We start from the raw sequence: 25076 nt of genomic DNA, 5'->3' as shown, positions 1-25076 counted from the left end.
TCCGGTGTGGTGGGGATCAGGGTCGCCCCAAGCCTAGCGGGTCGACCGGGCGCGCGTCCAGGAACTGACCGCCCCCCGTTCGCCCCGACCACAGGGGCAGGTTCGCCTGATGGGTGTCCGGGGCAAACCGCATCTCCCCTAACGGCGTGGAGAGGGTCAGGTCCGCGAGAGCCTCGGCGATGCGCGCCGGCTTCTCGGACCACGCACTGTCGATGGCGGTGGCGGCCGTGGTCATGGCGACGTAGCCGTACAGCGCCCCGAGCGTCGGGGTACGCCCTTGCGGGTCGGCCTTCTGATAGGCCTCGGCGAAGGCCCGGTGCGGCTGCCCACCGGTCGTGCAGCAGACGTAACCGGTGGTCAGCCAGCCGTCCGGCAGGTCGGCGCCCAGCGCCCCCAGAATCTCCGGCGAGCCCATGTGCGGCACCGCCACCGTCAAACGGTCGAGAATGCCCGTGCCACGCGCCGAGCGCACGAACGCCACCAGATCGCCGTCCCGCAGACCGACCAGCAACCCCTCGGCTTCGCTGTTGGCGACGGCCGCAAGGGCCGGGGCCACATCGCCCGACAGCGTCGGGACGTATTTCTCCACGGCCAGTTCGATCTCCGGCCGGCGCGCCCGCAGCGCGTTCCAGAAGGCGTGCGCCAACGCCCGACCGAAATAGTCGTCGCGCGCCACCACGCCCCACCGCACCGCCGGCGTCTCGGCCGCCTGCGCGGCCAGGACGCGCCCCAGCACCTCCGCCGACGGGCCGATCTGATACAGGTTCGGAACGTCGGAAACCACCGCAGCCGGCAGGCGGGCGTCGGCCGCCAGGACCGGAATGTCCCCGACGGCGCGGGCCACGGCCAGCGTGGTGTCCGACAGCAGCCCCCCGAGGAACAGAACGGCGCCCCGTTTGCGCAGATCCTCGGCCGCGCGGGCGGCGGCGGACGGATCGCCGCCGGGATCGATCGAGACGATCTCAATGCGCTTGTTGCCCATGACACCGCCGGCCATGGCGATGTAGTCGGCGGCCAGATCCCGCCCCCGCTGGTAGGACAGGGCGGGCTCGCCGATCCGCTCCACCGTGGTCAGGTCCCCGATCAGGACGGTTTCCTCGCCGCTCCGGCCCTGGGCTTTGGCCTCGCTTTGGGCCAGGACCGGCAGGGCCCCGGCCATCGTCAGCAGGACGAACAGACGGACGAGCAGACGCCGGGAGCACGGCATGGCGTGAGGACCCCTTGAGACGGACACACAGACAGGCACGGGCGCCGGCATCCTAGGGCCGAACGCGCGGGAACGGAATGGCCGGCCGAGCGCAGCCGCGCGCCCGGAAGGCCGTGAAAAACAAGATCAGGCCCCCCGAAAAGGAGGCCGGTGGGGATGGCGCCTGTCCGCGGTCGGAGGGAACACCGCAGCCCGTGACCGGAGAGGGTTGGGCCGGGAGCCGCCGCGTGCGGACGCAACGCACGCGGACACAACGGCTGAGCCGGGCCGCGGGTTCCCCGCACCGAACGCATCCGGTGGAGGGACCGACGGCCTCAGTGCTCCCGGCTCCACTTCAGCAGCAGGGCGTGTTCCAGGTCGCGGGCCCGCGTAAGCTCCCGCTTGGCGTCGCGCACGGCCCCGCGCGTATAGTGCAGGTATTCACCGTCGAAGGCGGCCCGAGCCTCCAGATCGGAGGTGAACACGGCGAACACGAGCCGGTTGCCGCTGGCCGCGCGCGCCACACCGGCCAGGCCGCGGCCATGGTACATGGTTCCGCTCTTGGCCCAAACGGCGGGCTCGAACCCACCGGCCCGGACCCGCGACGCCACCGGCTGTGCCTCCGCCTTCGGGAAGTGCCGGGCCGGCATCAGCGCCAGATAATCGACCGCGCGGGGATGTTGATCCACGGCATAGCGCAAGATGGAGACGATCTGTTCCGGGCTGGCGCGGCTGTCCGGGGACAGGCCGGAGTGGTTGGCCATGTGGAAGCCCGTCCAATCCACCCACGGGAACGTTTCGGCCAGCCAGCCTTCCAGGCGCGCCGCCGAGTCCGCGATGGGGAGCGGCCGGCCCTCCAGATGACGGGTGGTGGCGAGCCCAAGCAGCTCCGCCACCAAGTTGTTGCTGTGCTTCAGCCCGGCGGCCACGATGCTGTCGAGCCGGGGGCTGAGGTGCTGGGCGACGATGGGCCCCCGCGCCGGGGCCAGGGCCGGCGCGGGCTCGGGCAGGGCGATGTCGGCCTCATCGGCCAACGCCCGGAACACCGCCGCGACGAACGGCGCGGGCGCTTTCACGGGCAGCCACATGGCGCCCCGCGGCGGGGCCAAGGGGGCCATCGACCAGCGTTCGGTCACCGGGCCCTGCGCGTCGCGCGTGCCGGGCGGCGCGAAGGTGTGACGCAACATCGCCCCACCGGCCGGCCAGCGCACCGCCGGATTGTAGTCCCGCTCCAGCCGGATCGGCGCCACCGGGGGCGTCCCATGGGTCTCGACGAACCGGACGATGTCGCCGTCCCACTGCACCCGCACGCGGTTGAAATCGAGCGACAGCGCCGACAGACCGGGATTGTAGCTGAACTCCGCCGGCTGCGTCGGCTCCAGCGATGTGGCCGCGATCAGGGCCGAATCATCGTACACGAAGGCGCCGTCGAGCCGCTCCAGCCCGGCCGCCTTCAGGGTGGCGACCAACTCGCGCAAATCGTCGGAATCGAGCACCGGATCGCCACCGCCGACCAGGGTCAGGGTGCCGCGCCAGGTTCCGCCCTGCTGGACGCCATCGAAGCGAACCAACGTCGGGAAGGCATGGTCCGGCCCCAGCACCGACAGCGCGGCGACGGTGGTCGGCACCTTCATCACGGACGCGGGCAGGAAGTTGGCCCGGGTGGCGTTGTGCCCGGCCAGATACTCCCCGGTGTCGAGGTCATAGACCAGATACCCCACCTCATCCGGATCGAACCCGGCGGCGGCGATCAGGTCGGCCTCGGTCGCGCGCGGCACCGCTGGCTTGGCGCCCGGCGGCAACGGCAGCGCCGCCACGGGACGCATGGCCAGCGCGACATCGGTGATGGCGCCCGACACCAGAACGCGGGCCGTGCCGCTCGTGTCGCCGCTCTCAATGCCAGCGGCGGTCAGCGCCACATGCGTCACGTTGGGCTTGGCTGGCGGCGGCAACGGCGGATCGGCAACCTGCGCCGCCGCGGCCCCGGCCGCCAGCGCCACGGTCAGCGCCACGATCGGGGCGAGCGCGGCGCCCGGAATCGAGCGTCGCCAAACCCGAATCAACGCCGCCTGGGGGGGCCAGGGGGCCGGCATGGGTGTTCTCCTGCGTCTCCGAGGGCATGGCGGCCGAACATCGGCCGTGGGACGCTCGATTTCGATACGCCCTTGCATCCAATATGGCGGAAACGGGGCGCGGTTCCAAGAGATCATGCCACGATTTCGCCATTCTGACCCGCACGGCCCAGAAAACGCAGGCGGGCCCGGCCGTGGATCCGGGTGTCGTGCTCCTCGAACCCGGCGGGACCGTCGAAGGCTTCGTCCCGACCTGTCTCGACGACGCACAGCACCTTCGGCGCCAACCAGCCGGCGGCGTCCAGCGCCGCCAGGGTCGGACCGGCAAGCCCCTGGCCATAAGGCGGATCGAGAAACACCAGGCCGCACGGCGCCATATCCGCTGGGCATGGCGGCGGCCGGGTCGCGTCGGCGCGCCGCGCCCGTACGACGTCGGCCACCCCCCACTCGGCCGCCCGCCGGTCGAGGGCGCGGACCAGCGCAGGGTCGCGGTCCAGGAAGACCGCCTGCGCCGCGCCGCGCGACAGCGCCTCGAACCCCAGCGCGCCGGTGCCGGCGAAGGCATCCAGCACGCCGATCCCCGCCAGGGCGAAGCGGCCGTCGCGCTGGAACCGGTGGGTGAGAACGTCGAACAGAGCCGCGCGGACGCGCTCCGACGTGGGACGGACCGCATGGCCGGGCGGGGCATCAAGGCGGCGGCCGCGCAGATGCCCGCTGACGATTCGCATGAACAGACCTCTTGAACCGGGAACGACCGGACCCCGCCAGCAGGGGAGGGGACCCTCAGCGGGGACCCTCAGGGGGCCGTGGAGGAGTCGGGTGCAGCGCCCCGATCCAGCACGCGGTCGGCGGGAAACAGCCGGGTCACCGTCGTCCCGACGCCCACCGTGCTGGTCAGGCCCAGCGCGCTACCATGCCGCTCGATGATCCCCTTGACCAGATCCAACCGCACGGCGAGCAAAGCGGCCGGCGCCGAGACCCCACGGATGACGTTGAGCCGCGTGCGCAGGTCATAGCTCATGGTGGACAGAACGCGGGACGTGGAGGGGTTCGGGTCCTCCGCACGGTGGCGCGAGAAAACGGGGTTTTACGATACCCCGTCGCGCGCCCCATCCGCCGGAGCGCACGGCGCGATCCTCCGCGTCTGCGGTCTGCCCTCACCGTGGGGCCAGCCAAAATCAAGCCGCCCCCCAGATGAGGTCCAGGCGACGCATACCGGTGTCGCGGGCGGGTGTCGCGGGCCCATAGACGAGCCTAATCGCCAAACGAGCTTTCCGGCGCAGCACCGGGTGCAGCACGCTGGGCCCCTGCCATCTCGGGCGACGGTCCGGTTGACGTCCCGGGCACCACGCCGGATGCCATAGCGGGTGTCGGGTCCGGCACGCCCGGCGGCGTATTCGGGATGCGCACGGTGAACCGGCTGCCGACGCCCGGCGTACCGTCGGCCGTGATGGAGCCGCCGTGGCGCTCGACGATCCGTTTGGTGACCGCCAGACCGATCCCGGTGCCGGGAAACGCATCCAGGGCGTGCAACCGCTTGAAGGCCTCGAAGATGTGGTCCTTGAACTGGGGATCGAAGCCGATCCCGTTGTCCGCGACGGACAGCTCCCAAGCCTCGGGCCCCGACCGCACCGTGATGTCGACGGTGGGCACCACACCCGGGCGGCGGAACTTGATGGCATTGGCGACCATATTCTGGATCAGGGACGTGATCTGCGGTTCGTCGCCCACCACGACGGGGCAGGCGCCGACGGTGATGCGCGCCCCGGCATCCTTGATGGCCTGATCCAGGTTTCCGAGCGCCCCCGCCACGACGGCGTTCAGGTCCACCGCCGTGAAGGGATGGGCGCGGCTGGACACGCGCGAGTATTCCAGCAGGTCCAGGACCAGGGACCGCATACGCTTGGCGCTGGCGATGATGAACCCCAGGAACTCCCGTGCGTCCGAATCCAAGTGATCGCCGTACCGCCGCCCGAGGAGCTGGGAGTAGGCCACCAAATTCCGGATCGGCTCCTGCAAGTCGTGCGACGCCACATAGGCGAACCGCTCCAGATCGGCGTTGGAGCGCCGCAGCGCCATCACCATGGTCTGAAGGTCGGTAATGTCCTGCGTGGTGCCGGATATGTGGGTCGGCCCCTGGGAATCCCGCGCGGTCACCCGGCCCAGGCTGCGCAGCCAGCGCACCGTTCCGTCCGGACCCCGTACCCGAAACGTGTGGGCGTATTCATCGCCCGTGTCCAGCACACTCTGGATTTTCGAGGCTATCGGCTCGAGATCCTCGGGGAGGATGCGATCCGTGATGTCGCCGGTGAGAGGCCCCCCCTCCGTTATGCCTTCGGCAAGGCCGAACATTTGCGCATAGTCCCCCGACCGGATGATCCGGTTGGCGCGGATGTCCCAATCCCAGACGCCAATGGCGCTGGCTTTCACGGCCATGTCGAAGTTGCGCTTCTGCTCTTCGAGGTCGGCCTGAATCCGGTAGGCCTCGCTCACGTCGCGGAACACGATCACCACGCCGCGGGCCGGGCCGAATGCCCCGTCGGCCCCCATGTCCCGGATGGGCGCCGCGCTGTCGGCGATGTGAAATTCGCGGCCGTCGCGGGCAATCAGCGTGGTGTGCCGGTCCAGGCCAACCGTCGTACCCTCCGCCAAGGCCTGGGGAAGCGGCGCGTGGACCGGCGCGCGCGTCAGACTGTGGACCAGGCGCAGCACCTCCGCGAGCGGCCGGCCCCGCGCCTCCTCGGGCGTCCAGCCGGTCAGGCGCGCCGCCTCGGTGTTGACGCGCCGAACCACGCCGTCCGCATCCGTGACGATGACCGCGTCGCCGATAGACCGCAGCGTCACCTCCAGTTCGCGGCGCTCCCGGACGACGAGTTCATAGCTCCGCAGCATGGTCAGTCCCGCGGCGGAGATCGCGGCCACCAGCGCGGACTCCACCAGGAGGGTCTGGGCCAGCAGAAAGGTTTGGACGGACTCTTCCAGGGGAACACCCGACCGCACGGACTCAACGACACCGATGGCCACCATGACGATTTGGTAGTACAGCATTACGGTGGCGATCCAGAGAACCCCGAAGATCAGGGTGTTCTCCAAGCGCTCCAAAAGATGGCGGTACACCACCCGCAGGAGCACCATCAACGGCCCGTTGATGAGCATGTTGAGCGTCCAGGCCAAGGCCAGCGGCAAGGCGTGTTCGCCGACGGCCGCCAGCAGGGCGGTCAGCAGAAACGCCGTCCACCAGCGGCGCACCAGCACCATCCCCATGAGACCGAACGCATACCGCCCGGACAGGAAAATCTCGGTGTCCGGGACGTTGACGGTGACGTAGGCCGCGGCGGTACCGAGTCCGCCAAAGACCAGGAAGATCAGCAGTTCGCGCAACGCCGGCCTGGTCTCGGCCAGTCGACCGTGTGTCGACAGCATCTCCAGGATGCGTGCGTTGGTCATGGCATGGCTCCGACAGTGCCAAGCGTCGCCGTTCAAACGTGTCTGGCCAAGCATCCCTGGGCTGTGATCCGTATTTGTCGCGGGTCCGGAACGGCGGGGCCCAACGCGCCACGTGAACCCAAGGTATGCTCCGAAAAAAGCCTACTCGATTTTTGTGTTTTTCTACAGGTGTATTCGTGGGTTCATCTGCCGCAACGCGATCCTTGAGCCAACACGGACCATGACATAACTCCAGACTGTGTTGCCATATTTTTACCCGCAACGAAAAATGGTTGGGACGCACCCGGGAACGGGGGCCGCCCGTCAAACGATAGTGTGGGCACGTGGCGTCGGTGTCGGGCCGCCGCCGCGCCCTCGCGACCGGGTCACGCGAACGGACGCTCGTTGGCCACGGTCGGCGGGTCGCCTTCTGGTTCTGGAGATGCTGCCATGGCGGAGAAGCCGGCGCGAACGCCATCCGAGAGCACGCCGGAACGCACGGCGGACGGGCCTCAGTCCCCGTCCGAACACGCCCCGTCGGAACATACCCCGTCTGGCGACGCGCCGTCCGAAAAGCGCCCGCCACAACGGGGTCGGCGCGCCCGGGCGGCCGCCCTGCTGGACCGGCTCAAGACCAGTCGCCGTGCCAACGCGCTGCTGTTCACGGCATCCCTGCTGGAATCCATCATCGTCCCGATCCCGATCGAATTGGTCCTGATCCCCTACATGATGGCCCGACCGACCCGGGCGTGGCGCATCGCGACGGTGGCCCTGGCCGGCTGCCTGGTCGGCGCCGCCGTGGGGTACGGCGTGGGGCAGCTCGTGCTGGAGACTCTGGGCCGGTCAGTGATGGAGTGGGCCGGCTGGACCGAGGCCTACGCCACCTTCCACGACGTGTTCTCCACGTACGGGTTCTGGGCCATCGTCGCGGTCGGGGTTCTGCCGATCCCGTTCCAGGTGGCCATGCTGGCGGCGGGCGCGGCCGGCTACCCGTTCCTCTGGTTCCTGGTCGCGTCGGCGCTGGCGCGCGGTGTGCGCTACCACGGCCTGGCTCTTCTGGTGCGGCTGTACGGCCGGAAGGCGCTGGCGCTGTGGGACCGCCACCGGGGCGTGGCCATGGCCCTGGCCGCGCTGATCCTGGTGGCGCTGTGGGGGGTGACCCAGCTCCTCGCCCGGGTGATCGGGACGGCCCCCTGAATCGGGCCGTCTCCACCCCCCGTAAGATATTCGTAAACGAACGCCCGACATGGCGATGCCGTGGTCTGTGCATGGCAATATTATGGCCGCGATATAACACAGACATCATGCGAGAGCAGTCTTCTGAAACGTGAACGTCACGTCATTCTTTTTTAATCTGATCGTTTCTTTTTTTGGAAACGCGCGGCGGGGCCGTGCGTTGTTTAGGCAGGGGCCGACGGAGGCCCAGTGAAACCTTAGCGAAAACAGTGCGAGGAGACTATCCATGAGACGCCTGCTTGCGACGACCGCGATCGTCACGTTCGCCGCCTTTCCGCTGACTGCGACCGCCGCATCCATGAACGATGGCGCGCACAGCGACACCGGCACGGCCGAGAGCCCGACGCAGCACACCGCCACGCTCGGCCAGAGCATTCCGACGAGCGCGCTGATCGGCATGGCCGTCTACACCAACACCGCGACGGATCAGGGAGAGTCCGGCCCGGACCGCGACGCCACCGGTCAGGAAACCGTCGGGCCCGGTCTGGCCGACGTGCCCGAGACCTGGGAGGCCGTCGGTGACGTCGACGATGTGCTGATCGACAGCGACGGCACGGTGTCCGGTCTGGTCGTTGATGCCAGCGGGTTCTTCGAGTTGGATGAAAAGCTGATCCGCGTGGATATGGACACGCTGCGCTTCATCCCGGACAGCGACGACGAGGGCGACTTCTTCGTCTACTACACGGGGGATCGCGCGGTTCTCCAGGACCAGGACTATGAGCGGTCCGACGCCGGGACCTCCGCCGAGACGTCCGATGGCATGACCGCCAGCGAGATGATGGGCACGGAGGGTACGGCCAACGACACCGGGAACGAGCGCATGGGCGCGCTGGACCGGCCGGCCATGACGGACTCCGCGGTCCGCAACCTGAGCGCCGAAACGCTGGGGGCCGCTCGGGTCTACAGTCGGAACGGGGAATGGATCGGTGATATCGGCGATGTGCTGATCGACGAGAGCGGTCAGGTGACCAACGTGGTCGTCGACGTCGGCGGTTTCCTCGGCATCGGTGAGAAGCCGGTGGCGCTCGGCTTCGACCAGATCAAGGTCGTGCCCGGGGCGGACGGCGAGGATGACCTCTCCGTGCAGGTGATGCAGACCGAGGACGAACTGAAGAGTATGCAGACCTACAGCGAGTAACACCGTCGCGCTGGTCATCATGACCGGCGGGATCCGGCAGGAAGGGCCGCCCCGTGCGGCCCTTCCGTGCTGTCCCGCGATGGACACGCCACCCCCCCCGCCGGAACCCCCGTATCCGTCATGCGTTGGAAGGACAGGGGAACCGCGTTGGACCGGCCGCACGTCGGTCCCGATCCGGCGCGGCCCGCATCGCCACTCGTCACCCACAGGCAGGAGAACACCACCATGGCTGAGACCGACGCCCAGTTGCGCAAGGACCTCGACCAGCTTCGGAACGACATGACGCAGATCATGTCCGACGTCCGGACCCTGGCTCAGGAGCGCCGCGAACAGGCCACCAGCAGCGCGCGCGCCTACAAGGATCGCGTCAATGACACCGTCCGGGACTACAGTGAAAAGGCCGGTGACACCGTGCGGCACTACGGCGAGCAGGCCAGCGCCCAGGGCGCCCGCGCCGCCGACTACGCCAGCCGCCAGATCGAATCCCAGCCCTTCACCAGCGTGATCGCCGCGTTCGGCATCGGTGTGCTGGCCGGTCGGCTGCTGGACGGTCGCCGGTGAGCGGTCCCGTCCCACGCATCGCCGACAGCTTGGCCGTCGCGCTAATCCGAACCCTGCTGGGGGCGATCGCGTTGCTGATCGCCCTGGTGGGGCTGGGTGTGCTGACGTGGGGCGGTTACGTGGCCTTGACGCTGGTTGTGCACCCAGCGTGGGCCGCGGTGCTGACCGGTGTGGGCCTGCTGCTGGTGGCCGCCCTGATCTGTCTGGTGGCGCTGAGCCTGGGCGGATCGCGTCGGCGGACCGGCGCGTCCTCCGATCCGGCGGCGGCGCACGGTTCGGCGCGCGGGACCCGTGCGCCTGGTGGCGGCGCGTCCGGAACGCTGTCGCGGGAGATGGCCCTGGCCGCCGGGGAGACGACCATGGACGCCATCCGTCGCAACCCGAAGTCCGCTAGCCTTGCCGCGCTCGCCGCGGGGCTGGTGCTGGGCCTCAGCCCGGAACTGCGCCGCGCGGTCCGCGACGCCCTCGGCTGAGGCGCTTCCTCGGCCGAGGGCGCGCCCGGGTCCGACCTCCCCTCCCCGTCCCTCCCCTCGCCGTCCCCAAAACGCCACGCCGCCCGTGCTCCATCCGAGACGGGCGGCGTTCGTATGTCTGGGTGATGGGCCTGCGATTGGGTTTCGCATCTGGGATCGGGGGCGTGATCCCTCCCCTCGCCTCGTGCGGTCCTTCGGCCGGACGACATCCAAGAGGGACGGCGATGCCGGCCCCGCCACAGGGGACGCCGTTTTGGGGACGCGGCGTAGACCCGCGCCCAGCATCCACGACGGTTCGGCCGCGACGGTCAGTCGGCCGCGGCCACCGCCATGGGCGGCGGACCGGCGGCTTCCGCCTTCTCCAGCGCCTTGCCGGCCCAGAGCGCATCGTGCGCCTGCTCTAGGATCCCAGGGCGCTCCAGCAGCGCCCGGCGCTCGTCCCGCGTCAGCAGCTCCGGCCCCAGATGGACGGCCGTCACCTCGGCCCGCAGCGCCAGAGTCTCCGACAGGGTCGACTCGCTGCCATCCTCGGCGATCAGGGCGCGGTGCAGCGCGTTGGCGCGCGGGTCGCGCAGCACGGTCTCGAAGCGCGCCTCGGGACCCTCCGCCAACACCCCCGCGAACCGCGCCTCGTGCGGATCCAGGCGGGCGAGCACCGGCGGCGGCACCTGATCCTCGGGGATCCCCAGCGGCGCCCAGCGATTCACGGCGTCGTCGCTGCTGCCGTCGTCGAGCTTCAGGCTCAACAGCGGCGCGCCGATCAGGCCCGCCACCACCGGCACCAGCCACCAGCCCAGGCCGGGCGCGTACATCACCACCGCCACGCTCGCCGCCAGTCCCAGGATCAGAACGTCGAGGTTGCCCTTGACCGCCTCGACCAGGGTCAGCCGGCCGGCAATGCGCCGCTGCGGGGACCAGTCGACCTTGGAGCCGGTCAGGATCGCGACCACGAACCGGGAATGGCGCACCATCATGATGGGCGCGATCAGCGCCGACAGCACGGTCTCCACCAGCACGCCGGACACCAGCCGGCCGGCCCCGCCGCGCGCGGTCCGGCTCTCGGTGTCGGCCAGGGCCAGAAGCAGCCCCCACACTTTAGGCAGGAACAGCAGGCCCATCATGCCGGCCAGCAGCAGCGCGGCCTCGTCCTCGCGCGACACCGGCCAGGTCGCCCAGGGCGTGCCGTCGCGGAAGTACACCGGTTCGGCCACCGACAGCGTCCAGGCCTGCAAGCCCGCGAGGATCAGGAACACCAGCCACAGCGGCGAGGTCAGGTAGCCCATGATCCCGGTCAGCAGATGGATACGGCTCACCCAATGCAGCCGCCGCGCCATCAGAATCCGTCCGTGCTGCAGGTTGCCCTGGCACCAGCGCCGGTCCCGAACCACGAAGTCGGACAGGGTCGGCGGCGGCTCCTCATAGCTGCCGGAGAGATCCCAGGCCATTTCGATGCGCCACCCGGCGCGGCGCAGCAGGGCGGCCTCGACGAAATCGTGGCTCAGGATCTCGCCGCCCAGGGGCTCGCGCCCCGGCAGCCGGGGCAGACCGCAGCAGTCAGCGAACGCGCTCAGCCGGATGATGGCGTTGTGGCCCCAGTAGTTGCCCTCGCCGCCGGCCCAGAAGGCGATGCCGGCCGCGCTCAGCGGGCCATAAACATCGCCGGCGAACTGCAGCATGCGGGCGAACAGCGTCTTGCCGCGCACCAGCTTGGGCGCGGCCTGGATCAGGGCCGTTTTCGGATGGGCATCGAGGCGCCGGGTCATGTGCCAGATGGTGCGACCGTCGAGGATGCTGTCCGCATCCAGCGTGACCATGGCGCCATAGGCGCCGCCCCACCGCTCCACGAAGTCCTCGATGTTGCCGGTCTTGCGGCGCGTGTTGGCCAGCCGGCGGCGGTAGAACACCTGGGGTAGGCCGGTGCCCGGCTCGCGCGCCCGCTCCGCCTGCCACGCCACCGTTTCCGCCAGCCAGACGTCCGGATCCGTGGTGTCCGAGATCACGAACACGTCGAAACGCGCGCCCACGCCGACCGCCGCCAGATCGTCGCGCATGGCGGCCACCCCGGCGAAGACGCGCGCGGTGTCCTCGTTGTAGATCGGCATGATGAGGGCGACGCGGGGCAGCGACGGGTCCAGCCCGGCGGCGCGATCCTCCGCGTCCACCTTCATGGTGTTGCCGTACCGCAGCCGCCCCCACGCCAGCAGCAGCGCGCCGGCGGTCAGGGTGCAGAACGACTGCGCCAGCCAGGCGGCCAGGGGCAGGAACACGACGATCAGCGCCACATCCAGCGGCGACAGACCATTCGAGGCGACCACTCTCAGGAAGGACTGCGTGGCCAGAAGCGTGATCCCGAGCACGCACAGCAAAAACAGGCGACGTCGCATCACCATGACGAAGGGTCCTTATATTGATCGGTCATGAAACGGACGCGTCCGTTTCGTCGCCTCCGCCACGTCGCGGCACCGGGAGGGGACAGCAGGGGGCCGAGACCCGACCCACGCGTCGGGATCTCAGCCGGCCGGCCTCAGGATCCGCCCGCCTCAAACGACGATGCGCGGCATCGCCAGCAGGGAGAACGCCAGAATCGCGCCGCCGAAGGCCAGCGAGCGCGGCGCCGGAACCCGCCCCGCGAGCCGGCGCCCGCGACGGCGGGCGTGGATCCGCAGTTCGGTCAGGCTGTAGGGATCGAGCGGCTGGCGCCGCATGCTGCGGCGGTTGGCCGCCGGGATCATGTCGGCAAACGCGGCGGTCCCGGCGCATGCGGGCGCCGCAGCAATCCCCACGCCAACGGCGCCGGTCTCGGGCGCCATGACCAGGGTGCGCGCCATGCGGATGACCGACGGCGCGACCTGATCCATCTGGCGCGGCAGCGAGTCCTGCACGACATCCCGGACCGCTTGCGCGGCCAGGGCCTCGGCCGACTCGGCATCGATCCCATGCGCCTCGATCAGGTAGGCCCGCGCGCGTTTCACCAGCAGACGCTCAAGAATCCGGGGCGGAAGCAGCGGTGTCATGATGGGGGAGCCCTTCCGTCTATGCGACCGCGGGGGGTCGCCATTGCATGGTCCAGGTTTCCGAAACGGGGGTGTTCTCCCGCTCCAGATGACAGCGCAGATTGATCGGCGCATCGCCCTCGGCCACGGTGTCCAGGTAGACGCGCAGGCCGCCGGTCTGGGGATTGATGACGTGCGCGCGCGTGTCGATTCGCCCAGCGTCGGCGGACGCGACGACCGTCACGTCGTCCGGTGAGTTCAGACCGCGCAGCGGACCCTCGACGAATTCGATCACCCATTTCCGGCCGCGCCGGCGTATCCCGTCGTCCAAGGGGGCCCCAGGGACGCCATAGTGCCCGGCCCGGGTTTCCAGAATCCAGGCAACCTCGGTCGCGGGGCCGTCCAGGGTCCAGTCGATGTCGTAGTCGAGCGCCAGCGGCAGGCCGGGCTCGAACGGCACGGCGGGCTTCCAGAACGCGACGATGTTATCGTTGGTTTCGTCGGGTGTCGGAATCTCGACCAGGATGACCTCGCCCTCGCCCCAGTTGCCCCGGGGCGTCACCCAGGCGCTGGGGCGGCGGTGATACATCGTCTCCAGGTCCTGGTAGCGATCAAACTGACGCACCCGCTGCATCAGACCGAACCCGACCGGATTGGCCTGGCTGAAGACGTTCATCTCCACCTGACCCGGATTGCACAGCGGCCGCCACAGGCGCTCCCCGTTCTGGGTTCGCATGCACAGACCCTGCGAGTCGTGCACGCGCGGGCGGAAATCGTCGACGCCGACCCGGTCGGCGGGCCCGAAGTCGAACATGCTCGTCAGTGCCCCCACGCCCAGCTGGGCCACCGGACGGCGGGCAAACAGCCGCGCGCCGACCGAGGTCCGGGTGGTGGTGCCGGGCGTCACCTCGAACCGGTAGGCGCCGGCCAGGGACGGCCCGTCGAGCAGGCCGTACATCACGATGGACTGGGCGCCGGGCGTCGGCCGAACGACATACAGCTCGACGAACGCCGGGAATTCCTCGCCCTCGGAATGTGCGGTGTTGACCGCCACGCCCCGCGCGGACAGGCCATAGACCGCCCCCGCGCACAGAGCGCGGAAGTAGCTGGCCCCCTGGATCACCATCACCTCGTCCATCACGGCGGGATCGTTCAGGGGGTAGTGCACCCGCAGGCCCGAGAACCCAAGAGCATCGAACCCGGACGGGTCGACGTCGGCCTGGCTGAAGTCGAACAGGCTCGGACGATAGTTGAACGGCGTCTCGCGCCCGTTCTCCACCGTGTAGGCCCGGACCGGGGTCCGCAGATAGCCGCCCAGATGCAGGAGTTGTACGCTGAACGGCGCCTCGCCCTGCCACAACGCCATGTCCTTGCGAAACCGGATATGGCGGTACTCGTCGTAGGACAGCCCGCGCAGGCTGTCGGGCAGCGTATCGGCCGGCGGTTCATACGCCCGGCCAGCGCGCCCGGCGGCCTTGGTCACCAGACGGGAATACAGGCTTTCGGCCTCTTGGGCCTGAACGGCGCGAATCGGCGGCAGGCCGGTGGCCGCCATACCCGCCGCGCCGGCCAAACCGGCGAGAATGGCCCGGCGGCTCGGCTGCGCTAGGTGACCTGGGGTCTTGAACATATGGGCCATGTGCGGACGGTCTCTGTTTGTTTTGTGTAAGGGTTGGGTCGCGGAGAAAACGAGTACGCCTCATCACGGGATGTCACACAGACCCTCCACAGACCGGAGAGCATGGGGCCGAAACGCACGTGGCCGAACAGCACTTGGATGGGGCCCGCTCCCGCCGCGACCCGGAGACCGTCCGGGCCGGCCGACCGAACGGCCCACCTCCATCAATTCAGGCTGGACTCGGCATCGTCCGCCGCGTCCTCGGCATCGTCGGCCGCGTCCTCGACAGAGTCAGCGGCGTCACCCAGCGCGTCATTCACGGCGTCGCCGGCGTCCTCGACGGCGTCGCCCATTTCCTCAATGGCGTTCTCGATGTGGCTGCCGGCCTGCTCGCTGTCCGAAGGGATCACCTCGGACCCGATCAACACCGCGGCACCAATGGCCAAAAGAACGCCCACGCCGATCAGAAACGCTTTCATATCAACCTCCTTGTCGTCATCCGTATAAAGCTCGGGGTTTGCTGCACAGGCCCATACAACACCTGCACACACAACGCCGACGCCGGCCCCCGTGTTCCCTCATCCGGACCAAAACGCGCACCGCCACGGGATCCGACCGCGCACGTCCCACCCCCGACCGACGCAAACCGGCGCCCATCAGGGGAACGACACCGTTCGTCTAATCGGTGGATAAGGCAGTCTTGTGGCGAACTGTGACAAACCCGGACAAAGGATGACGATCCGGCGGTCGCGCCGGGGGATGACGATCCGGCGGGCGCGCCGGGGCGGGCGCCGTCAGACCATGCGGTCCGGCACCAGCCACGAGCGGCGGGCGTGCACCGTGGCGCGCTCGATACTCATGGGCACCACGAACCCGGTGCGCGCCTCCGGCGCGCGGCGGGCGTCGGCCCGGGCGTGTTCGTGCCAGAGGTCGAACGGATCGGCAGACCCTGTGATGGAGCGGCCAAGATGACGGCGCCACAAGGCCTTACGGAAATCCACGACACCCTCGGGATCGGTCCAGACCACGCTGGTCTCGGTGTCCACGCTCAGACTGCGGCCGTTCAGGTTGGCCGAGCCGATCATGGCGACGCGGTCGTCGGCAATCATGACCTTGGCGTGGACATAGATGCCGTCGCTGCCCCGTGCCGTGTCCTCCGCCCCCAGATCCGCGCGCAGAGGATGGTCGTTATCCGGGGGGGCGTGCCGGGTCAATAGGGTATAGAGACCGAATCGGGGACCGAAAGCCGCGCTCAGGCGCCGCAGCGCCTGCCGCTGGAGGTACTGGCCGTGGCGGTTGGCGGCGTTCCAGCCGCCGCCGAGTCGCTCCGGCGCCAGCGGCAGCACCACGATCAAGCGAAGATCGGGGCAGCGTTGCCCCTGTTCCGCGAGCCAGCCTGCCACACGGCCGGAGCGGAGGAACTGGTTCTCAATATACAAGTGCTCCCGGGCCTGGCGGATGATCGTCTCGACCGCCTCGGCGGTTCCCGACACCCGGCGTTTCGGCCCCAGGGCGAACAGACTGCGGCGATGGCCGGACACGGTGCGCACGATTCGGCCCTGCGCGGCCCGTCCCGGCACGGCCGGCGGGTCGATCGCCGACGTCAGCGGCTCCGCCTCCGGCAGGAGCACGCCAACCGGTCGGTGCGCGGCCGCCTCAGCGTGCCTCCGCCGGAACGCCGCGACCTCGTTGCTCCAGCGTTCGGCGAAATGCACCGCCAAATCGGCCACCATGGGGCCTTCGAGCCGAACCGCCACATCGTGCCAGGGTCGCAGCGATGTGTGCCGGCGCGTATCGAAGCGCACCCGGTCGATGTCCAGCCCCCCGACGAACCCGACCGCACCGTCAATGATGCAACTCTTTTCGTGATGCACCGCCGGATAGGCCGACAGAAAGGACGCAAATCGAGGCCGGGACGGCCCCCCGGCCGTGCGAGGGGGCTTCAGATGCGGCCACAGCATGGCGGCGTCGGCGAGCCGGTCCGGCCGCTCCGGATCCTCTTCAGGCCCCAGAGCCTTTACGGCACGCCGCAACCGCGCGTGCAGCAGCGGCTGGCCCAGAAGGCGCGGCACCGGCCCGACCGCCGCCGAATGGCGCGAGCACATGATCTGGAAGTTGGCGCGCCGATCCGCCGGCAAGGCATCCCGAATCTCGCAAAAGCGCCGATAGCTGTGCCAGGCCCGCCGGTGCTCCGACGGCACCAGGATGGGGTCGAAGTCGCTCAGAATCATGCGCACGACCACACCGCGCCGCGCCGCGTCGGCGAGCAGTTCGGCCCACGCGGGGCAATCCCGGTCGGGGGCATCGCTCTCCCCGCACACCGGGTTGGAATCGGGCCGGCCGGGCGGGCCGGGCTCATCCCGAACGGTATGCCCGTCCAGGGACAGATCCGGTTGTACCGACCAGTACGCCATATGAACGGTCTCGCGGGCCTCCGCCACCGCGTCGGCGAGGCACCGATAGGTCTCCGCCGCCTCGAACAGCGGTGTGACCGATGCGGGGCGATCGTCGACGGAACGCGCAGCGGATCCGGTGGCCGTGGGTGCCATCGTACAGCCTTTCACAGTGGGCCTTCAGAATGAGTCGGGGCGTTCCCTTGGAACTCTTCCAATCGCCGAACGTTCCAAATCCATGCGCCCAGGGCCCCGCCCCCCGTCTGCGGTGGCGGAGGTCCGGGCGTCCGCAGTGGATCGTTGGAAGGAGGCCCTACCGATGACAGCCCACAGTTCCCGGCTTGAACACCGGTCGCAGGACAGTCTCTTCGGCGACCTGATTCGCATCGCCCTGGCGGTCGTGCTGCCGCCCCTCGGCGTGCTCCTGGAGGTCGGCCCGGCCAACAAACATTTCTGGATCAACATCGTGCTGACGCTTCTGGGCGTCCTGCCGGGCATTATTCACGCGGTCTGGGTCATCGCCCGCTACTGAGCGCGAGCGTCCGCGGACCGGGGAACCAATTCTCACGGGAGACGTTTGGTCCACAGGAACCCATCGGTTTCATGGGCAATGACGCTCACGGACTGGCCGTGAAACTTTGAATGTTGCCGAACCGAAACAGGAGGTTATCATGACCGAGCAGACCGAAAACACGAGCACCACCAAGGATGTCAGCCAGAAGTACGACGAGGCCACGCGCCAGTTCCAGGACGGTGCTGCGGTGGCCACCCAGAAGGTCAACACCGGCGTCCAGTCCGCCTGGGGTGCGCTCCAGAAGGTGTTCAACGCCTCGCTGCGGTAACGGGCGGCGCTGAGCCCGGAAACGGATGGCGGGCCTTCGGAAGGGGTTCCGGGATCGCCCCCAGGCGGTCGTCGGGACCCCATCCTCGCTTTGTCTCGCCTTTCCACGCCGACACGGCCTAATCCGCGCCATGCGGCATGTCACGACAACAAAAAGGAGAAGGTTGCCATGCTGAGTTGGGCCGCCCTGTTCTTCATTGTCGCGCTGGTCGCGGCGGTGTTCGGGTTCGGGGGCATCGCCGGAGCGGCGGCTGGAATCGCCAAGATTCTGTTCGTCATCTTCCTGGTCTTGTTCGCCCTGTCCCTGATCGGGTCCGTCATGTCGGGCCGTCGTCCGCCGATACCGTGACGCGAGGCGGGCACGACACGGACCGTTGACCGCCCCCGGCAAGACGCGCCTAAGACGCTCGGCCCCACCACAGTCGGGACGAAGCAAAACCAAACGAAAGGAGTCCCCTGATGAAAAAGCTGCTGACGCTGTTCTCCATGCTCGGGGTCCTGGCCGTCGCGGCCTGCAACACCGCCGAAGGTGTGGGCGAGGACATGCAGGACGCCGGCGAGGCCATTGAGGACGAAGCCAACGACTAAGCCCGCGCCCCAACGCGGACCGGAGTCCACCCCACCCCTCGCGAGGGAGACGAACCATGGCCTTGACCCAAGAGACACAGACCGCGCACGCGGCGCATGAGGCCATGCGGGACACCGGCGACACCGCCTCGCGGGAGTTGCAAGACCGTTACGAGGCTACACGGGACCGGTTCCAGTCGCTCGTCGAGTCCCAAAGGCGGACGTGATCGTCCGCCGAACCGCCAGACGCCCCGCCGGCATGGACCGTGCGGGGCCACATGGTCGAAACCGACGGAGGAGCATCCCATGGGCTATTATCGCACGTACACGGCGGAACCCGCCCCATCCTATCGCGATGCCGAGGCGCGCGGCGCCTGGGGCGTGGATCCCGGTGATCTGACGCGAATCGGCGTCGTCTCCATGATTGCCGGGGCGGTGGCCCTGATCCTGCCCGGCTTTGTCACCACCACCATCGAATGGCTCGTCGGCCTCGCGCTGGTTCTGCTTGGCGCGTTCGAGGCCATGCACGCGCTGCCGTTCAACCGGGATCGCGGCTCCGTGTGGCATCTGACCCTCGGCGTCGTCGGCCTGGCGGCCGGGGTCCTGTTCATTGCGTCGCCGCTGACCGGCGCGCTGACTCTGACCATGATCGTGGGCCTGCTGTTCACCGCGTCGGGCCTGCTGAAGACGCTGTTCGCCTTCGCGATCCGGCGACTCGACGGGTGGACCTGGACGCTGGGCAGCGGCCTGCTCACCCTCGGCGTCGGCCTGATGATCCTGTTCATGCTGCCGGTGATTTCGCCCTGGTTCCTGGGCATCCTCGTGGCCATAGAACTGCTGCTCAATGGCGCCTGGATGGTGCTACTCGGGCGCCGGGGCGCCGTGTAGGAACCCGGTATCCGGGCCTGTCGTGCGGAACGGAACCAAGCCGCGATGAGGCCGCCTCATCGCGGCTTTGGTGTGCGCATCCGCCAGCCCCGATGGGCCCCAGCCCGGCAGGCGGATAAGGCCGACCGGCCGTCGCGCCGCCTGGCGTGAAAACGGGGCGGCGTTGAGTTCGGGTCGTCGCCGCCTGCTATTCCGCCGAATCTCCGATGTGCATGCGAATAGACCCAGGATCCATGCTGGCACTCGGCAGCCGCGTGTAATTCCTGTCACACTACCAATCTAAACGGGCACCCCGGCCGGGGTGCCTTTTTCTTGTCCAGATTCCGCCCCTGGATGCCCCCGATTGCGCCCTTCTTTTCCCCCGTTCCCGGCCTCCAATAAGAACTGCGGGGCCGACACAGCCGCGCGATGCCTGACCCACGCAGGCACCGCCTTCCCCGCCGGCAGACCCGGACCCGGGTTGGACACACCGACGCAACGGACCGCGTCGGACCCCGGGTTTCCCCGGTTCACGCGATCGTGAGGAGCCGTGAGCCAGGGGCGACATCCTGTCGCCTGGTGCAGAAGAAGAACGAGGGAGGACGCCGCTATCGCGACCCGCACGCCGTCACCGGTCTCCAAGACCCCCGCTCCGCGGGACGAGACCACGGCGCCCGCCGGATCGCGACGCAGACCGATCGGCCGGTTCAACGACCGGATCCCGGCTCCAGACCCGGTCCCCGGGCGGACATCCGATCGACTCCGCGAGGCGTCCCCTGCACGACACGAAAGGAGATCGCGCATGCCTCGCTTTGAAGACCTGCTCGTCGAAGCCTTGCCCCACATGCGAGCCTTCGCCCGCTCCCTGACCACCGACCACGCCCTGGCCGATGATCTGGTTCAGGAAGCCGCGACCCGCGCCCTTGCGAATCGGGACAGCTACGAGCCCGGAACCAACTTCCGGGGTTGGGTGTTCACCATTCTGCGCAACACCTTCTACTCCGAGCAGCGCCGCAAGTGGCGCAAGTCGGAAACCAACGACGACGTGGCCATGGAAGCCCACGCCGACATCGGCGGGCAGCAGGCCGGCCTGGAGATGGACGACTTCAAGCGCGCCTTCGCGCGCCTTCCCCCCGAACAGCGCGAGGCCCTGATCCTGGTTGGCGCCTGCGGATTCGAATACGAGCAGGCGGCGGCGGTCATCGGCTGCGCCCCGGGCACGGTGAAAAGCCGCGTCTCGCGCGCCCGCCGCGACCTGCGGGCCATGCTGGACCGGGACGACGTCGGCTCGCGCCGTGGCACGCCGCCGGCCGGCGCCAACGACACGATGGCGGAAATCGAACGCCAGATCAGCTATGCCTTCAAAAGCTCCTGCCCCGAGCCGGGCGAGACGCCCCCGGCCGAGACCCGTCGCGCCCGCGCCGTGGCCTCGTGAGCCCGGACGCAGGGCTCCGGCCGTCTCAGGCCGAAACCACGGTTTCGGGGTGTTCTCAGGCCGAAACCACGGTTTCTGGCAGGGCGTCGCGGCGCGGCAGATCGGCGCCGCGACGGGAACAGGTCAGAGCCGCGGCCCGGCCCGCGAAGGTCAGGGCCGCCTCCAGGGCCGGCGCATCCAGCCCGGCCACCCCGGCGGGCCACAGCCGGTCCATCTCCGCCAGCGCCGCCAGAAGGCCGGCCTGAAAGCTATCCCCCGCCCCCACCGTATCGACCACGGTGACGGGATGGGGCGGACAGGTCACGGATCCGGCGCGCGTCCAGCCCGCCACGCCGTTGCCGCCGTCCGTCACCACGACCAGCCCCGTGCCCGCCGCCAGCCAGCGCGCCGCCGCATCGGCCGGGCTCAGACCGGGATACAGCAGGTCGAGATCCTCCCGCGAAATCTTCACCACATGGGCCAGCCCCACCAGATCGGCCAGGGACTGGCGCCAGACCGCCAGCGAGGGCTCGACGGTGGGCCGCACGTTCGGATCGTAGCTGATGAGGCGCGCCCCCGACTCGCGTCGGGCCAACGCCTTCAGGGCCGAGGCCACCGGCTCCAGCACCGTCGCGATGGAGCCCATGTGCACCGCCCGGATATCCGGCGCCAACGGCGGCAGCGTGTCCGGCGTCAACGCCCGGTCCGCCGTATCCGTTCCGCTGAAGGAGTAGGTCGGCACACCGTTCGCGTCGAGGGCGACAACGACCAGCGTGGTCGGCTTCGGCGTGGTCATGGCATACGCCGCCCCCACCCCCTCGCGCGCCATGAAGCCGCGCAGATATCCACCAAACGTGTCGGTGGATAGCCCGGTCAGCAGCTCCGCCCGCTGCCCCAGCCGGGCCAGCCCAAACGCGACGTTGAAGGGCGAGCCGCCGGGCCGGGCGTCCAGGGCGACACCATCCGCCCGCTCCTCGGTCACGAAGACATCGAACAGGGCTTCGCCGCAGATCAGGAACATGGCGTCGGGCTCCCCGTCGTCTGGTTGATCCGGACCCGGCGTCAGGCCGTGCCGGACGCGATCCGGTCCAGCTCCCGCCGATGCTCGTGCATACGCAGGAACACGGCGTAGTCCCGATCAAACCTCGCCCGCGCGGCCGGGTTCGGGGCCCGCGTCCGCGCGCCCGCCTGCATCGCCTGCGCCGCCGCCGCCAGGGTCGGGAACAGGCCCGCCGCCTTGGCCGCGACCATCGCCGTGCCCAACAGCACCGCGTCATCCGTCTGCGGCTCGATCACCGTGCAGCCGGTGGCGTCGGCGTACAGCTCCATCAGCACCGGGTTCTTCAGGTGGCCGCCGGTCACATGCAGCGTATCGATGCTGTAGCCGCAGGCGTTCAGCGCCTCCAGGATATGGCGCACCCCCAGCGCGATGGCGACGGCGGTGCGCCAGTACAGCCGGCACAGGCTGTCGAACGAACTGTCCAGGTCCAGGCCGCTGATGACGCCCAGGGCATGCGGATCGGCCAGGGGCGAACGGTTGCCGTGGAAGTCCGGCAGCACATGCAGCCGCGCCGCGAGATCCGGGCCACCCGACTCCCGCAACGCCGCGATGCGCTCACAGATTCGAGCATGCAACGCGCCGTTCGGCTCGCCCCCGGCGCCGTGCAGCCGGATGACATGGTCGAGCAGCGCGCCGGTGACCGACTGACCGCCCTCGTTCAGCCAGCGGCCCGGCACCACCGCACCGTCGTACGGCCCCCAAACACCGGGCGTCGGCCGGGGGTGCGGCGACAGCGCCATCAGGCAACTCGACGTTCCGGCGATCAGGGCGAGGTGGTGGTCGATGCTGTCCTCGCCGGCGGACGCCCCCATGACGCCAAGCGCCCCGGCGTGCGCGTCGATCAGGCCGGCGCCGACCCGGCAGGCCGTGCTCAGGCCCATCGCCGCAGCGGCCTCCGGCGTCAGCGGGCCCAGGTCATCGCCGATCGGCGTGGCCCGGTCGGGCAGCCGGCCGCGCTCCAACAGGTCCCCGACGCCCACCTGCTCCAGAAAATCGGCCTGCCAGCCCGGATCCTCATGCGCCAGATAGGTCCACTTGCAGGTCACGGTGCACTGGGAGCGCGCCAGCGAGCCCGACGCCTTCCAGGTCAGGAAGTCGGTCAAATCAAAGACATAGCCGGTGTCGGCCCAGCGGTCGGAAAACTGCCGCTTCAGCCACATCAGCTTGGGGATTTCCATCTCCGGCGACATCACCCCGCCGATATAACCCAACACCTTATGCCCGGTGTCGGTGCAGACCTGGGCCTCAGCGATCGCGCGATGGTCGAGCCAAACGACGGTGTCCCACCGGGTCTCTCCGGTCGTCGAGACGCACCACGGGCCGCCGTCGCGGTTCCGCACCACCAGGGAACAGGTCGCGTCGAAGCTGATGCCGGCGACCCGGTCGCCAGGCACGTTCGCGGTATCCAGCACCGCGCGGACCGCCTCGCAGACCGCCGTCCAAATCTGTTCGGAGTCGTATTCGGCGTGGTTGGGCCGCGGTTGGCCCATCTCGATCGGGCGCTCCGCCCGGCCCAGCAGCGCCCCAGAGGTATCCAGCACGCCCGCGCGAGCGCTGCCCGTGCCCACATCCACACCGATTATCAGGTCTTGCATCACACCACCCTCGTCGCTCCGTGCTCCGCCAGCCGAGCGGGCAGGTCCGCCATATCCTCGAACATCAGGGTCGGGTGCCGCGCCGCCAGCGTCGCGCGATGCCGCGCCAAACGAGCGTGCGTTCCGCCGACGAATCCGAACACGCGCATCCCTGCGCTCTGCCCGGCCGTGACTCCCGCCTCGCTGTCCTCGACCACGACGCAGCGGTCGGGCGCCACACCCATCTGCTCCGCCGCATACAGGAACAGGTCCGGCGCGGGCTTGCCGCGCGTGACCATGGAGGCGCTGAACAGCCGGCCCTCAAACGCCGACAACAGACCGGTGACCTCCAGCGCCAACCGCATCCGCTCCACCAGACTGGAGGACGCGACGCAGAACGGCACCGGCAGGCGCGCCAACGTCTCGGCCATGCCGGCCATGGGGCGCAGCTCCTCGCGAAACGCCGCGAACAGCCGGGCGCGCATCCGGTCCAGCATCCCCGCGTCCACACGCAGACCGTGGTCCCGCCGCAGGATCGCCGTGATGCTGGCGAGGCTCTTGCCGAGGAATCGGCTGTAGATCTCGTCTGGCGTCAGCTCCAGCCCCGCCTCGGTCAGGCTCTCCAACAGAATGCGGGTGGAAATCGGTTCGCTGTCCACCAGCACGCCGTCGCAGTCGAAGATGACCAGATCCACCGGTTCCGCTTGCTGTTGAGACATGGCTGTCACGTCACCACCTGACCGTTGCTATGGGGTTTGCGCTCATGGGGTCCGTGTGCCCGGCTCGGTCCCGGCCCCCCGTGCCATATATGCCCCCTCCCCCGCATGGGGAGGGGGCGGAGCGCACAACGCCAAACGGGCCGCGCTCCCTACCAGCAGGTGTACCCGCCGTCGGTGCTCAGGATCGCGCCGGTGATCAGGCTGGCCGCGTCGGAGGCCAGGAAGTGCACGGCGGAGGCCACCTCGTCCGGCTGCCCAACCCGGCCCATGGGGGTCATGTCGAGCCACACCTTGTACATCTCAGGATTCTCCTTGATGCCGAAGGCGGTCAGGGGCGTTTCGATGTAGGTGGGGGCCACGCTGTTGACGCGCACACCCCGCGCCGCCCATTCCGCCGCCAGCGACTTGGTGAGCTGGTGCACCGCCGCCTTGGAGGCGTTGTAGAAGGACTGCGGCTGGGGCTTGTTGACGATCAGGCCGGACATGGAGCCGATGTTGACGATGGAGCCCTTGCCCTGCGCCAGCATGATGCGACCGAACGCCCGGCAGCACCAGAACAGGCCGTCCACGTTCACATCCATATGAAAGCGCCAGTGTTCGTCCGACGTCTCCTCCGCCGGCACGTCGCTTTTGGCCACGCCGGCGTTGTTCACCAGGATGTCGATGCGGCCGTGCTCCGCCTTGATGGCGGCGGCGGCGGCGTCCACCTCGGCCGACTTGGTCACGTCAACGGTCACGCCCTGCGCCTTCAGACCTCGCCCTTTCAGCGCGGCGACGGCGGCCTCGGCCCGGTCCGCCAGCATATCGGCGACGATCACGGTCGCGCCGGCCTCGCCCAGCGCCTCCGCGCAGGCGGCCCCGATGCCCTGCCCGCCCCCCGTGACCACGGCAACCTGCCCGGCGAGGCTCAGCTTCTCCATATACATGACGTGTTTTCC

25 protein-coding genes are annotated in these 25076 nt (G+C 69.3%); 11 read left to right on the top strand and 14 right to left on the bottom strand.

Annotated elements, in window-relative coordinates; genetic code table 11:
- Nucleotides 1-16 precede the first annotated feature (16 nt).
- The 5 genes from GGD82_RS11670 to GGD82_RS11650 all read right to left on the bottom strand — a co-directional run bounded on the left by GGD82_RS11670 (nucleotide 17) and on the right by GGD82_RS11650 (nucleotide 6705).
- Nucleotides 17-1207, bottom strand: coding sequence for an ABC transporter substrate-binding protein (locus GGD82_RS11670; protein WP_170284228.1), 1191 nt, complete (start codon nucleotides 1205-1207; stop codon nucleotides 17-19).
- Between the two features lie 314 nt (nucleotides 1208-1521).
- Complete coding sequence (dacB, locus tag GGD82_RS11665) at nucleotides 1522-3279, bottom strand: D-alanyl-D-alanine carboxypeptidase/D-alanyl-D-alanine endopeptidase (RefSeq protein ID WP_170284227.1); 1758 nt, start codon at nucleotides 3277-3279, stop codon at nucleotides 1522-1524.
- A 113-nt stretch (nucleotides 3280-3392) separates the two neighbouring features.
- The gene (gene rsmD, locus GGD82_RS11660; RefSeq protein WP_150061829.1) at nucleotides 3393-3986 is read right to left on the bottom strand and encodes a 16S rRNA (guanine(966)-N(2))-methyltransferase RsmD; all 594 of its coding nucleotides are present in this window, start codon (nucleotides 3984-3986) and stop codon (nucleotides 3393-3395) included.
- A 68-nt stretch (nucleotides 3987-4054) separates the two neighbouring features.
- Nucleotides 4055-4279 (bottom strand): hypothetical protein, encoded by a 225-nt coding sequence (locus GGD82_RS11655; protein WP_150061828.1) that lies wholly within the window; start codon nucleotides 4277-4279, stop codon nucleotides 4055-4057.
- A gap of 233 nt (nucleotides 4280-4512) precedes the next feature.
- On the bottom strand, nucleotides 4513-6705 hold the full coding sequence (locus GGD82_RS11650; RefSeq protein ID WP_170284226.1) for a sensor histidine kinase: 2193 nt from the start codon (nucleotides 6703-6705) through the stop codon (nucleotides 4513-4515).
- Nucleotides 6706-7134: 429 nt separating this feature from the next.
- On the opposite strand from GGD82_RS11650, the gene GGD82_RS11645 reads away from it, so the two are divergent.
- The 4 genes from GGD82_RS11645 (at nucleotide 7135) to GGD82_RS11630 (ending at nucleotide 10092) form a co-directional block, all read left to right on the top strand.
- Nucleotides 7135-7881 (top strand): YqaA family protein, encoded by a 747-nt coding sequence (locus GGD82_RS11645; RefSeq protein WP_150061826.1) that lies wholly within the window; start codon nucleotides 7135-7137, stop codon nucleotides 7879-7881.
- Nucleotides 7882-8146: 265 nt separating this feature from the next.
- Nucleotides 8147-9058 (top strand): PRC-barrel domain-containing protein, encoded by a 912-nt coding sequence (locus GGD82_RS11640; protein WP_150061825.1) that lies wholly within the window; start codon nucleotides 8147-8149, stop codon nucleotides 9056-9058.
- A 225-nt stretch (nucleotides 9059-9283) separates the two neighbouring features.
- A complete protein-coding gene (locus GGD82_RS11635; RefSeq protein ID WP_170284225.1) occupies nucleotides 9284-9619 on the top strand; it encodes an ElaB/YgaM/YqjD family protein in 336 nt (111 codons plus the stop codon).
- Nucleotides 9616-10092: a hypothetical protein gene (locus GGD82_RS11630; RefSeq protein WP_150061823.1), complete on the top strand. Its 477-nt coding sequence runs from the start codon at nucleotides 9616-9618 to the stop codon at nucleotides 10090-10092. The genes GGD82_RS11635 and GGD82_RS11630 overlap by 4 nt, the downstream gene beginning before the upstream one ends.
- A 308-nt stretch (nucleotides 10093-10400) precedes the next feature.
- Here the strand turns inward: GGD82_RS11630 and mdoH are convergent, their stop codons facing one another.
- The 5 genes from mdoH to GGD82_RS11605 all read right to left on the bottom strand — a co-directional run bounded on the left by mdoH (nucleotide 10401) and on the right by GGD82_RS11605 (nucleotide 17252).
- Nucleotides 10401-12482: a glucans biosynthesis glucosyltransferase MdoH gene (mdoH, locus tag GGD82_RS11625; protein ID WP_150061822.1), complete on the bottom strand. Its 2082-nt coding sequence runs from the start codon at nucleotides 12480-12482 to the stop codon at nucleotides 10401-10403.
- Nucleotides 12483-12632: 150 nt separating this feature from the next.
- Nucleotides 12633-13106 (bottom strand): hypothetical protein, encoded by a 474-nt coding sequence (locus GGD82_RS11620; protein ID WP_150061821.1) that lies wholly within the window; start codon nucleotides 13104-13106, stop codon nucleotides 12633-12635.
- Between the two features lie 19 nt (nucleotides 13107-13125).
- The gene (locus tag GGD82_RS11615; protein WP_246163782.1) at nucleotides 13126-14724 is read right to left on the bottom strand and encodes an OpgD/OpgG family glucan biosynthesis protein; all 1599 of its coding nucleotides are present in this window, start codon (nucleotides 14722-14724) and stop codon (nucleotides 13126-13128) included.
- Between the two features lie 203 nt (nucleotides 14725-14927).
- Nucleotides 14928-15182 carry a hypothetical protein gene (locus GGD82_RS11610; RefSeq protein ID WP_150061820.1) on the bottom strand — a complete coding sequence of 85 codons (255 nt, stop codon included), beginning with the start codon at nucleotides 15180-15182 and terminating at the stop codon, nucleotides 14928-14930.
- Between the two features lie 315 nt (nucleotides 15183-15497).
- Nucleotides 15498-17252: a phospholipase D family protein gene (locus tag GGD82_RS11605; RefSeq protein ID WP_150061819.1), complete on the bottom strand. Its 1755-nt coding sequence runs from the start codon at nucleotides 17250-17252 to the stop codon at nucleotides 15498-15500.
- Between the two features lie 163 nt (nucleotides 17253-17415).
- Between GGD82_RS11605 and GGD82_RS11600 the strand changes: the two genes are divergently transcribed.
- The 7 genes from GGD82_RS11600 to GGD82_RS11570 all read left to right on the top strand — a co-directional run bounded on the left by GGD82_RS11600 (nucleotide 17416) and on the right by GGD82_RS11570 (nucleotide 20806).
- Entirely contained in the window at nucleotides 17416-17628 is a 213-nt protein-coding gene (locus GGD82_RS11600) for a YqaE/Pmp3 family membrane protein (RefSeq protein ID WP_150061818.1), read from the top strand.
- A gap of 139 nt (nucleotides 17629-17767) precedes the next feature.
- Nucleotides 17768-17938, top strand: coding sequence for a hypothetical protein (locus GGD82_RS11595; protein ID WP_170284224.1), 171 nt, complete (start codon nucleotides 17768-17770; stop codon nucleotides 17936-17938).
- 168 nt (nucleotides 17939-18106) lie between these two features.
- Nucleotides 18107-18286 (top strand): DUF1328 domain-containing protein, encoded by a 180-nt coding sequence (locus tag GGD82_RS11590; protein ID WP_150061817.1) that lies wholly within the window; start codon nucleotides 18107-18109, stop codon nucleotides 18284-18286.
- Nucleotides 18287-18396: 110 nt separating this feature from the next.
- Entirely contained in the window at nucleotides 18397-18525 is a 129-nt protein-coding gene (locus GGD82_RS11585) for an entericidin A/B family lipoprotein (RefSeq protein ID WP_150061816.1), read from the top strand.
- Nucleotides 18526-18581: 56 nt separating this feature from the next.
- Entirely contained in the window at nucleotides 18582-18731 is a 150-nt protein-coding gene (locus GGD82_RS11580) for a hypothetical protein (protein ID WP_170284223.1), read from the top strand.
- Between the two features lie 79 nt (nucleotides 18732-18810).
- Entirely contained in the window at nucleotides 18811-19392 is a 582-nt protein-coding gene (locus GGD82_RS11575; RefSeq protein WP_170284222.1) for an HdeD family acid-resistance protein, read from the top strand.
- Between the two features lie 781 nt (nucleotides 19393-20173).
- Entirely contained in the window at nucleotides 20174-20806 is a 633-nt protein-coding gene (locus GGD82_RS11570; protein WP_150061814.1) for a sigma-70 family RNA polymerase sigma factor, read from the top strand.
- A 55-nt stretch (nucleotides 20807-20861) separates the two neighbouring features.
- Here the strand turns inward: GGD82_RS11570 and GGD82_RS11565 are convergent, their stop codons facing one another.
- The 4 genes from GGD82_RS11565 to GGD82_RS11550 all read right to left on the bottom strand — a co-directional run bounded on the left by GGD82_RS11565 (nucleotide 20862) and on the right by GGD82_RS11550 (nucleotide 25064).
- Nucleotides 20862-21806, bottom strand: coding sequence for a carbohydrate kinase family protein (locus GGD82_RS11565; RefSeq protein WP_150061813.1), 945 nt, complete (start codon nucleotides 21804-21806; stop codon nucleotides 20862-20864).
- Nucleotides 21807-21847: 41 nt separating this feature from the next.
- The gene (locus GGD82_RS11560; protein ID WP_150061812.1) at nucleotides 21848-23440 is read right to left on the bottom strand and encodes an FGGY-family carbohydrate kinase; all 1593 of its coding nucleotides are present in this window, start codon (nucleotides 23438-23440) and stop codon (nucleotides 21848-21850) included.
- Entirely contained in the window at nucleotides 23440-24138 is a 699-nt protein-coding gene (locus GGD82_RS11555; protein ID WP_150061811.1) for an HAD family hydrolase, read from the bottom strand. The genes GGD82_RS11560 and GGD82_RS11555 overlap by 1 nt, the downstream gene beginning before the upstream one ends.
- 149 nt (nucleotides 24139-24287) lie before the next feature.
- Nucleotides 24288-25064 carry an SDR family NAD(P)-dependent oxidoreductase gene (locus GGD82_RS11550; RefSeq protein WP_150061810.1) on the bottom strand — a complete coding sequence of 259 codons (777 nt, stop codon included), beginning with the start codon at nucleotides 25062-25064 and terminating at the stop codon, nucleotides 24288-24290.
- Nucleotides 25065-25076: the final 12 nt, after the last annotated feature.

The organism is Roseospira marina, assembly GCF_014197855.1.
Taxonomy (GTDB): domain Bacteria; phylum Pseudomonadota; class Alphaproteobacteria; order Rhodospirillales; family Rhodospirillaceae; genus Rhodospira; species Rhodospira marina.
This window is presented reverse-complemented; position numbering and strand designations above follow the sequence as displayed.

Bases quoted from the DNA above. Each gene is read 5' to 3' on its own strand.
- GGD82_RS11670 (WP_170284228.1), bottom strand. From the start codon at position 1,207: ATGCCGTGCTCCCGGCGTCTGCTCGTCCGTCTGTTCGTCCTGCTGACG.
- dacB (WP_170284227.1), bottom strand. From the start codon at position 3,279: ATGCCGGCCCCCTGGCCCCCCCAGGCGGCGTTGATTCGGGTTTGGCGA.
- rsmD (WP_150061829.1), bottom strand. From the start codon at position 3,986: ATGCGAATCGTCAGCGGGCATCTGCGCGGCCGCCGCCTTGATGCCCCG.
- GGD82_RS11655 (WP_150061828.1), bottom strand. From the start codon at position 4,279: ATGAGCTATGACCTGCGCACGCGGCTCAACGTCATCCGTGGGGTCTCG.
- GGD82_RS11650 (WP_170284226.1), bottom strand. From the start codon at position 6,705: ATGACCAACGCACGCATCCTGGAGATGCTGTCGACACACGGTCGACTG.
- GGD82_RS11645 (WP_150061826.1), top strand. From the start codon at position 7,135: ATGGCGGAGAAGCCGGCGCGAACGCCATCCGAGAGCACGCCGGAACGC.
- GGD82_RS11640 (WP_150061825.1), top strand. From the start codon at position 8,147: ATGAGACGCCTGCTTGCGACGACCGCGATCGTCACGTTCGCCGCCTTT.
- GGD82_RS11635 (WP_170284225.1), top strand. From the start codon at position 9,284: ATGGCTGAGACCGACGCCCAGTTGCGCAAGGACCTCGACCAGCTTCGG.
- mdoH (WP_150061822.1), bottom strand. From the start codon at position 12,482: ATGGTGATGCGACGTCGCCTGTTTTTGCTGTGCGTGCTCGGGATCACG.
- GGD82_RS11620 (WP_150061821.1), bottom strand. From the start codon at position 13,106: ATGACACCGCTGCTTCCGCCCCGGATTCTTGAGCGTCTGCTGGTGAAA.
- GGD82_RS11615 (WP_246163782.1), bottom strand. From the start codon at position 14,724: ATGGCCCATATGTTCAAGACCCCAGGTCACCTAGCGCAGCCGAGCCGC.
- GGD82_RS11610 (WP_150061820.1), bottom strand. From the start codon at position 15,182: ATGAAAGCGTTTCTGATCGGCGTGGGCGTTCTTTTGGCCATTGGTGCC.
- GGD82_RS11605 (WP_150061819.1), bottom strand. From the start codon at position 17,252: ATGGCACCCACGGCCACCGGATCCGCTGCGCGTTCCGTCGACGATCGC.
- GGD82_RS11600 (WP_150061818.1), top strand. From the start codon at position 17,416: ATGACAGCCCACAGTTCCCGGCTTGAACACCGGTCGCAGGACAGTCTC.
- GGD82_RS11595 (WP_170284224.1), top strand. From the start codon at position 17,768: ATGACCGAGCAGACCGAAAACACGAGCACCACCAAGGATGTCAGCCAG.
- GGD82_RS11590 (WP_150061817.1), top strand. From the start codon at position 18,107: ATGCTGAGTTGGGCCGCCCTGTTCTTCATTGTCGCGCTGGTCGCGGCG.
- GGD82_RS11585 (WP_150061816.1), top strand. From the start codon at position 18,397: ATGAAAAAGCTGCTGACGCTGTTCTCCATGCTCGGGGTCCTGGCCGTC.
- GGD82_RS11580 (WP_170284223.1), top strand. From the start codon at position 18,582: ATGGCCTTGACCCAAGAGACACAGACCGCGCACGCGGCGCATGAGGCC.
- GGD82_RS11575 (WP_170284222.1), top strand. From the start codon at position 18,811: ATGGGCTATTATCGCACGTACACGGCGGAACCCGCCCCATCCTATCGC.
- GGD82_RS11570 (WP_150061814.1), top strand. From the start codon at position 20,174: ATGCCTCGCTTTGAAGACCTGCTCGTCGAAGCCTTGCCCCACATGCGA.
- GGD82_RS11565 (WP_150061813.1), bottom strand. From the start codon at position 21,806: ATGTTCCTGATCTGCGGCGAAGCCCTGTTCGATGTCTTCGTGACCGAG.
- GGD82_RS11560 (WP_150061812.1), bottom strand. From the start codon at position 23,440: ATGCAAGACCTGATAATCGGTGTGGATGTGGGCACGGGCAGCGCTCGC.
- GGD82_RS11555 (WP_150061811.1), bottom strand. From the start codon at position 24,138: ATGTCTCAACAGCAAGCGGAACCGGTGGATCTGGTCATCTTCGACTGC.
- GGD82_RS11550 (WP_150061810.1), bottom strand. From the start codon at position 25,064: ATGTATATGGAGAAGCTGAGCCTCGCCGGGCAGGTTGCCGTGGTCACG.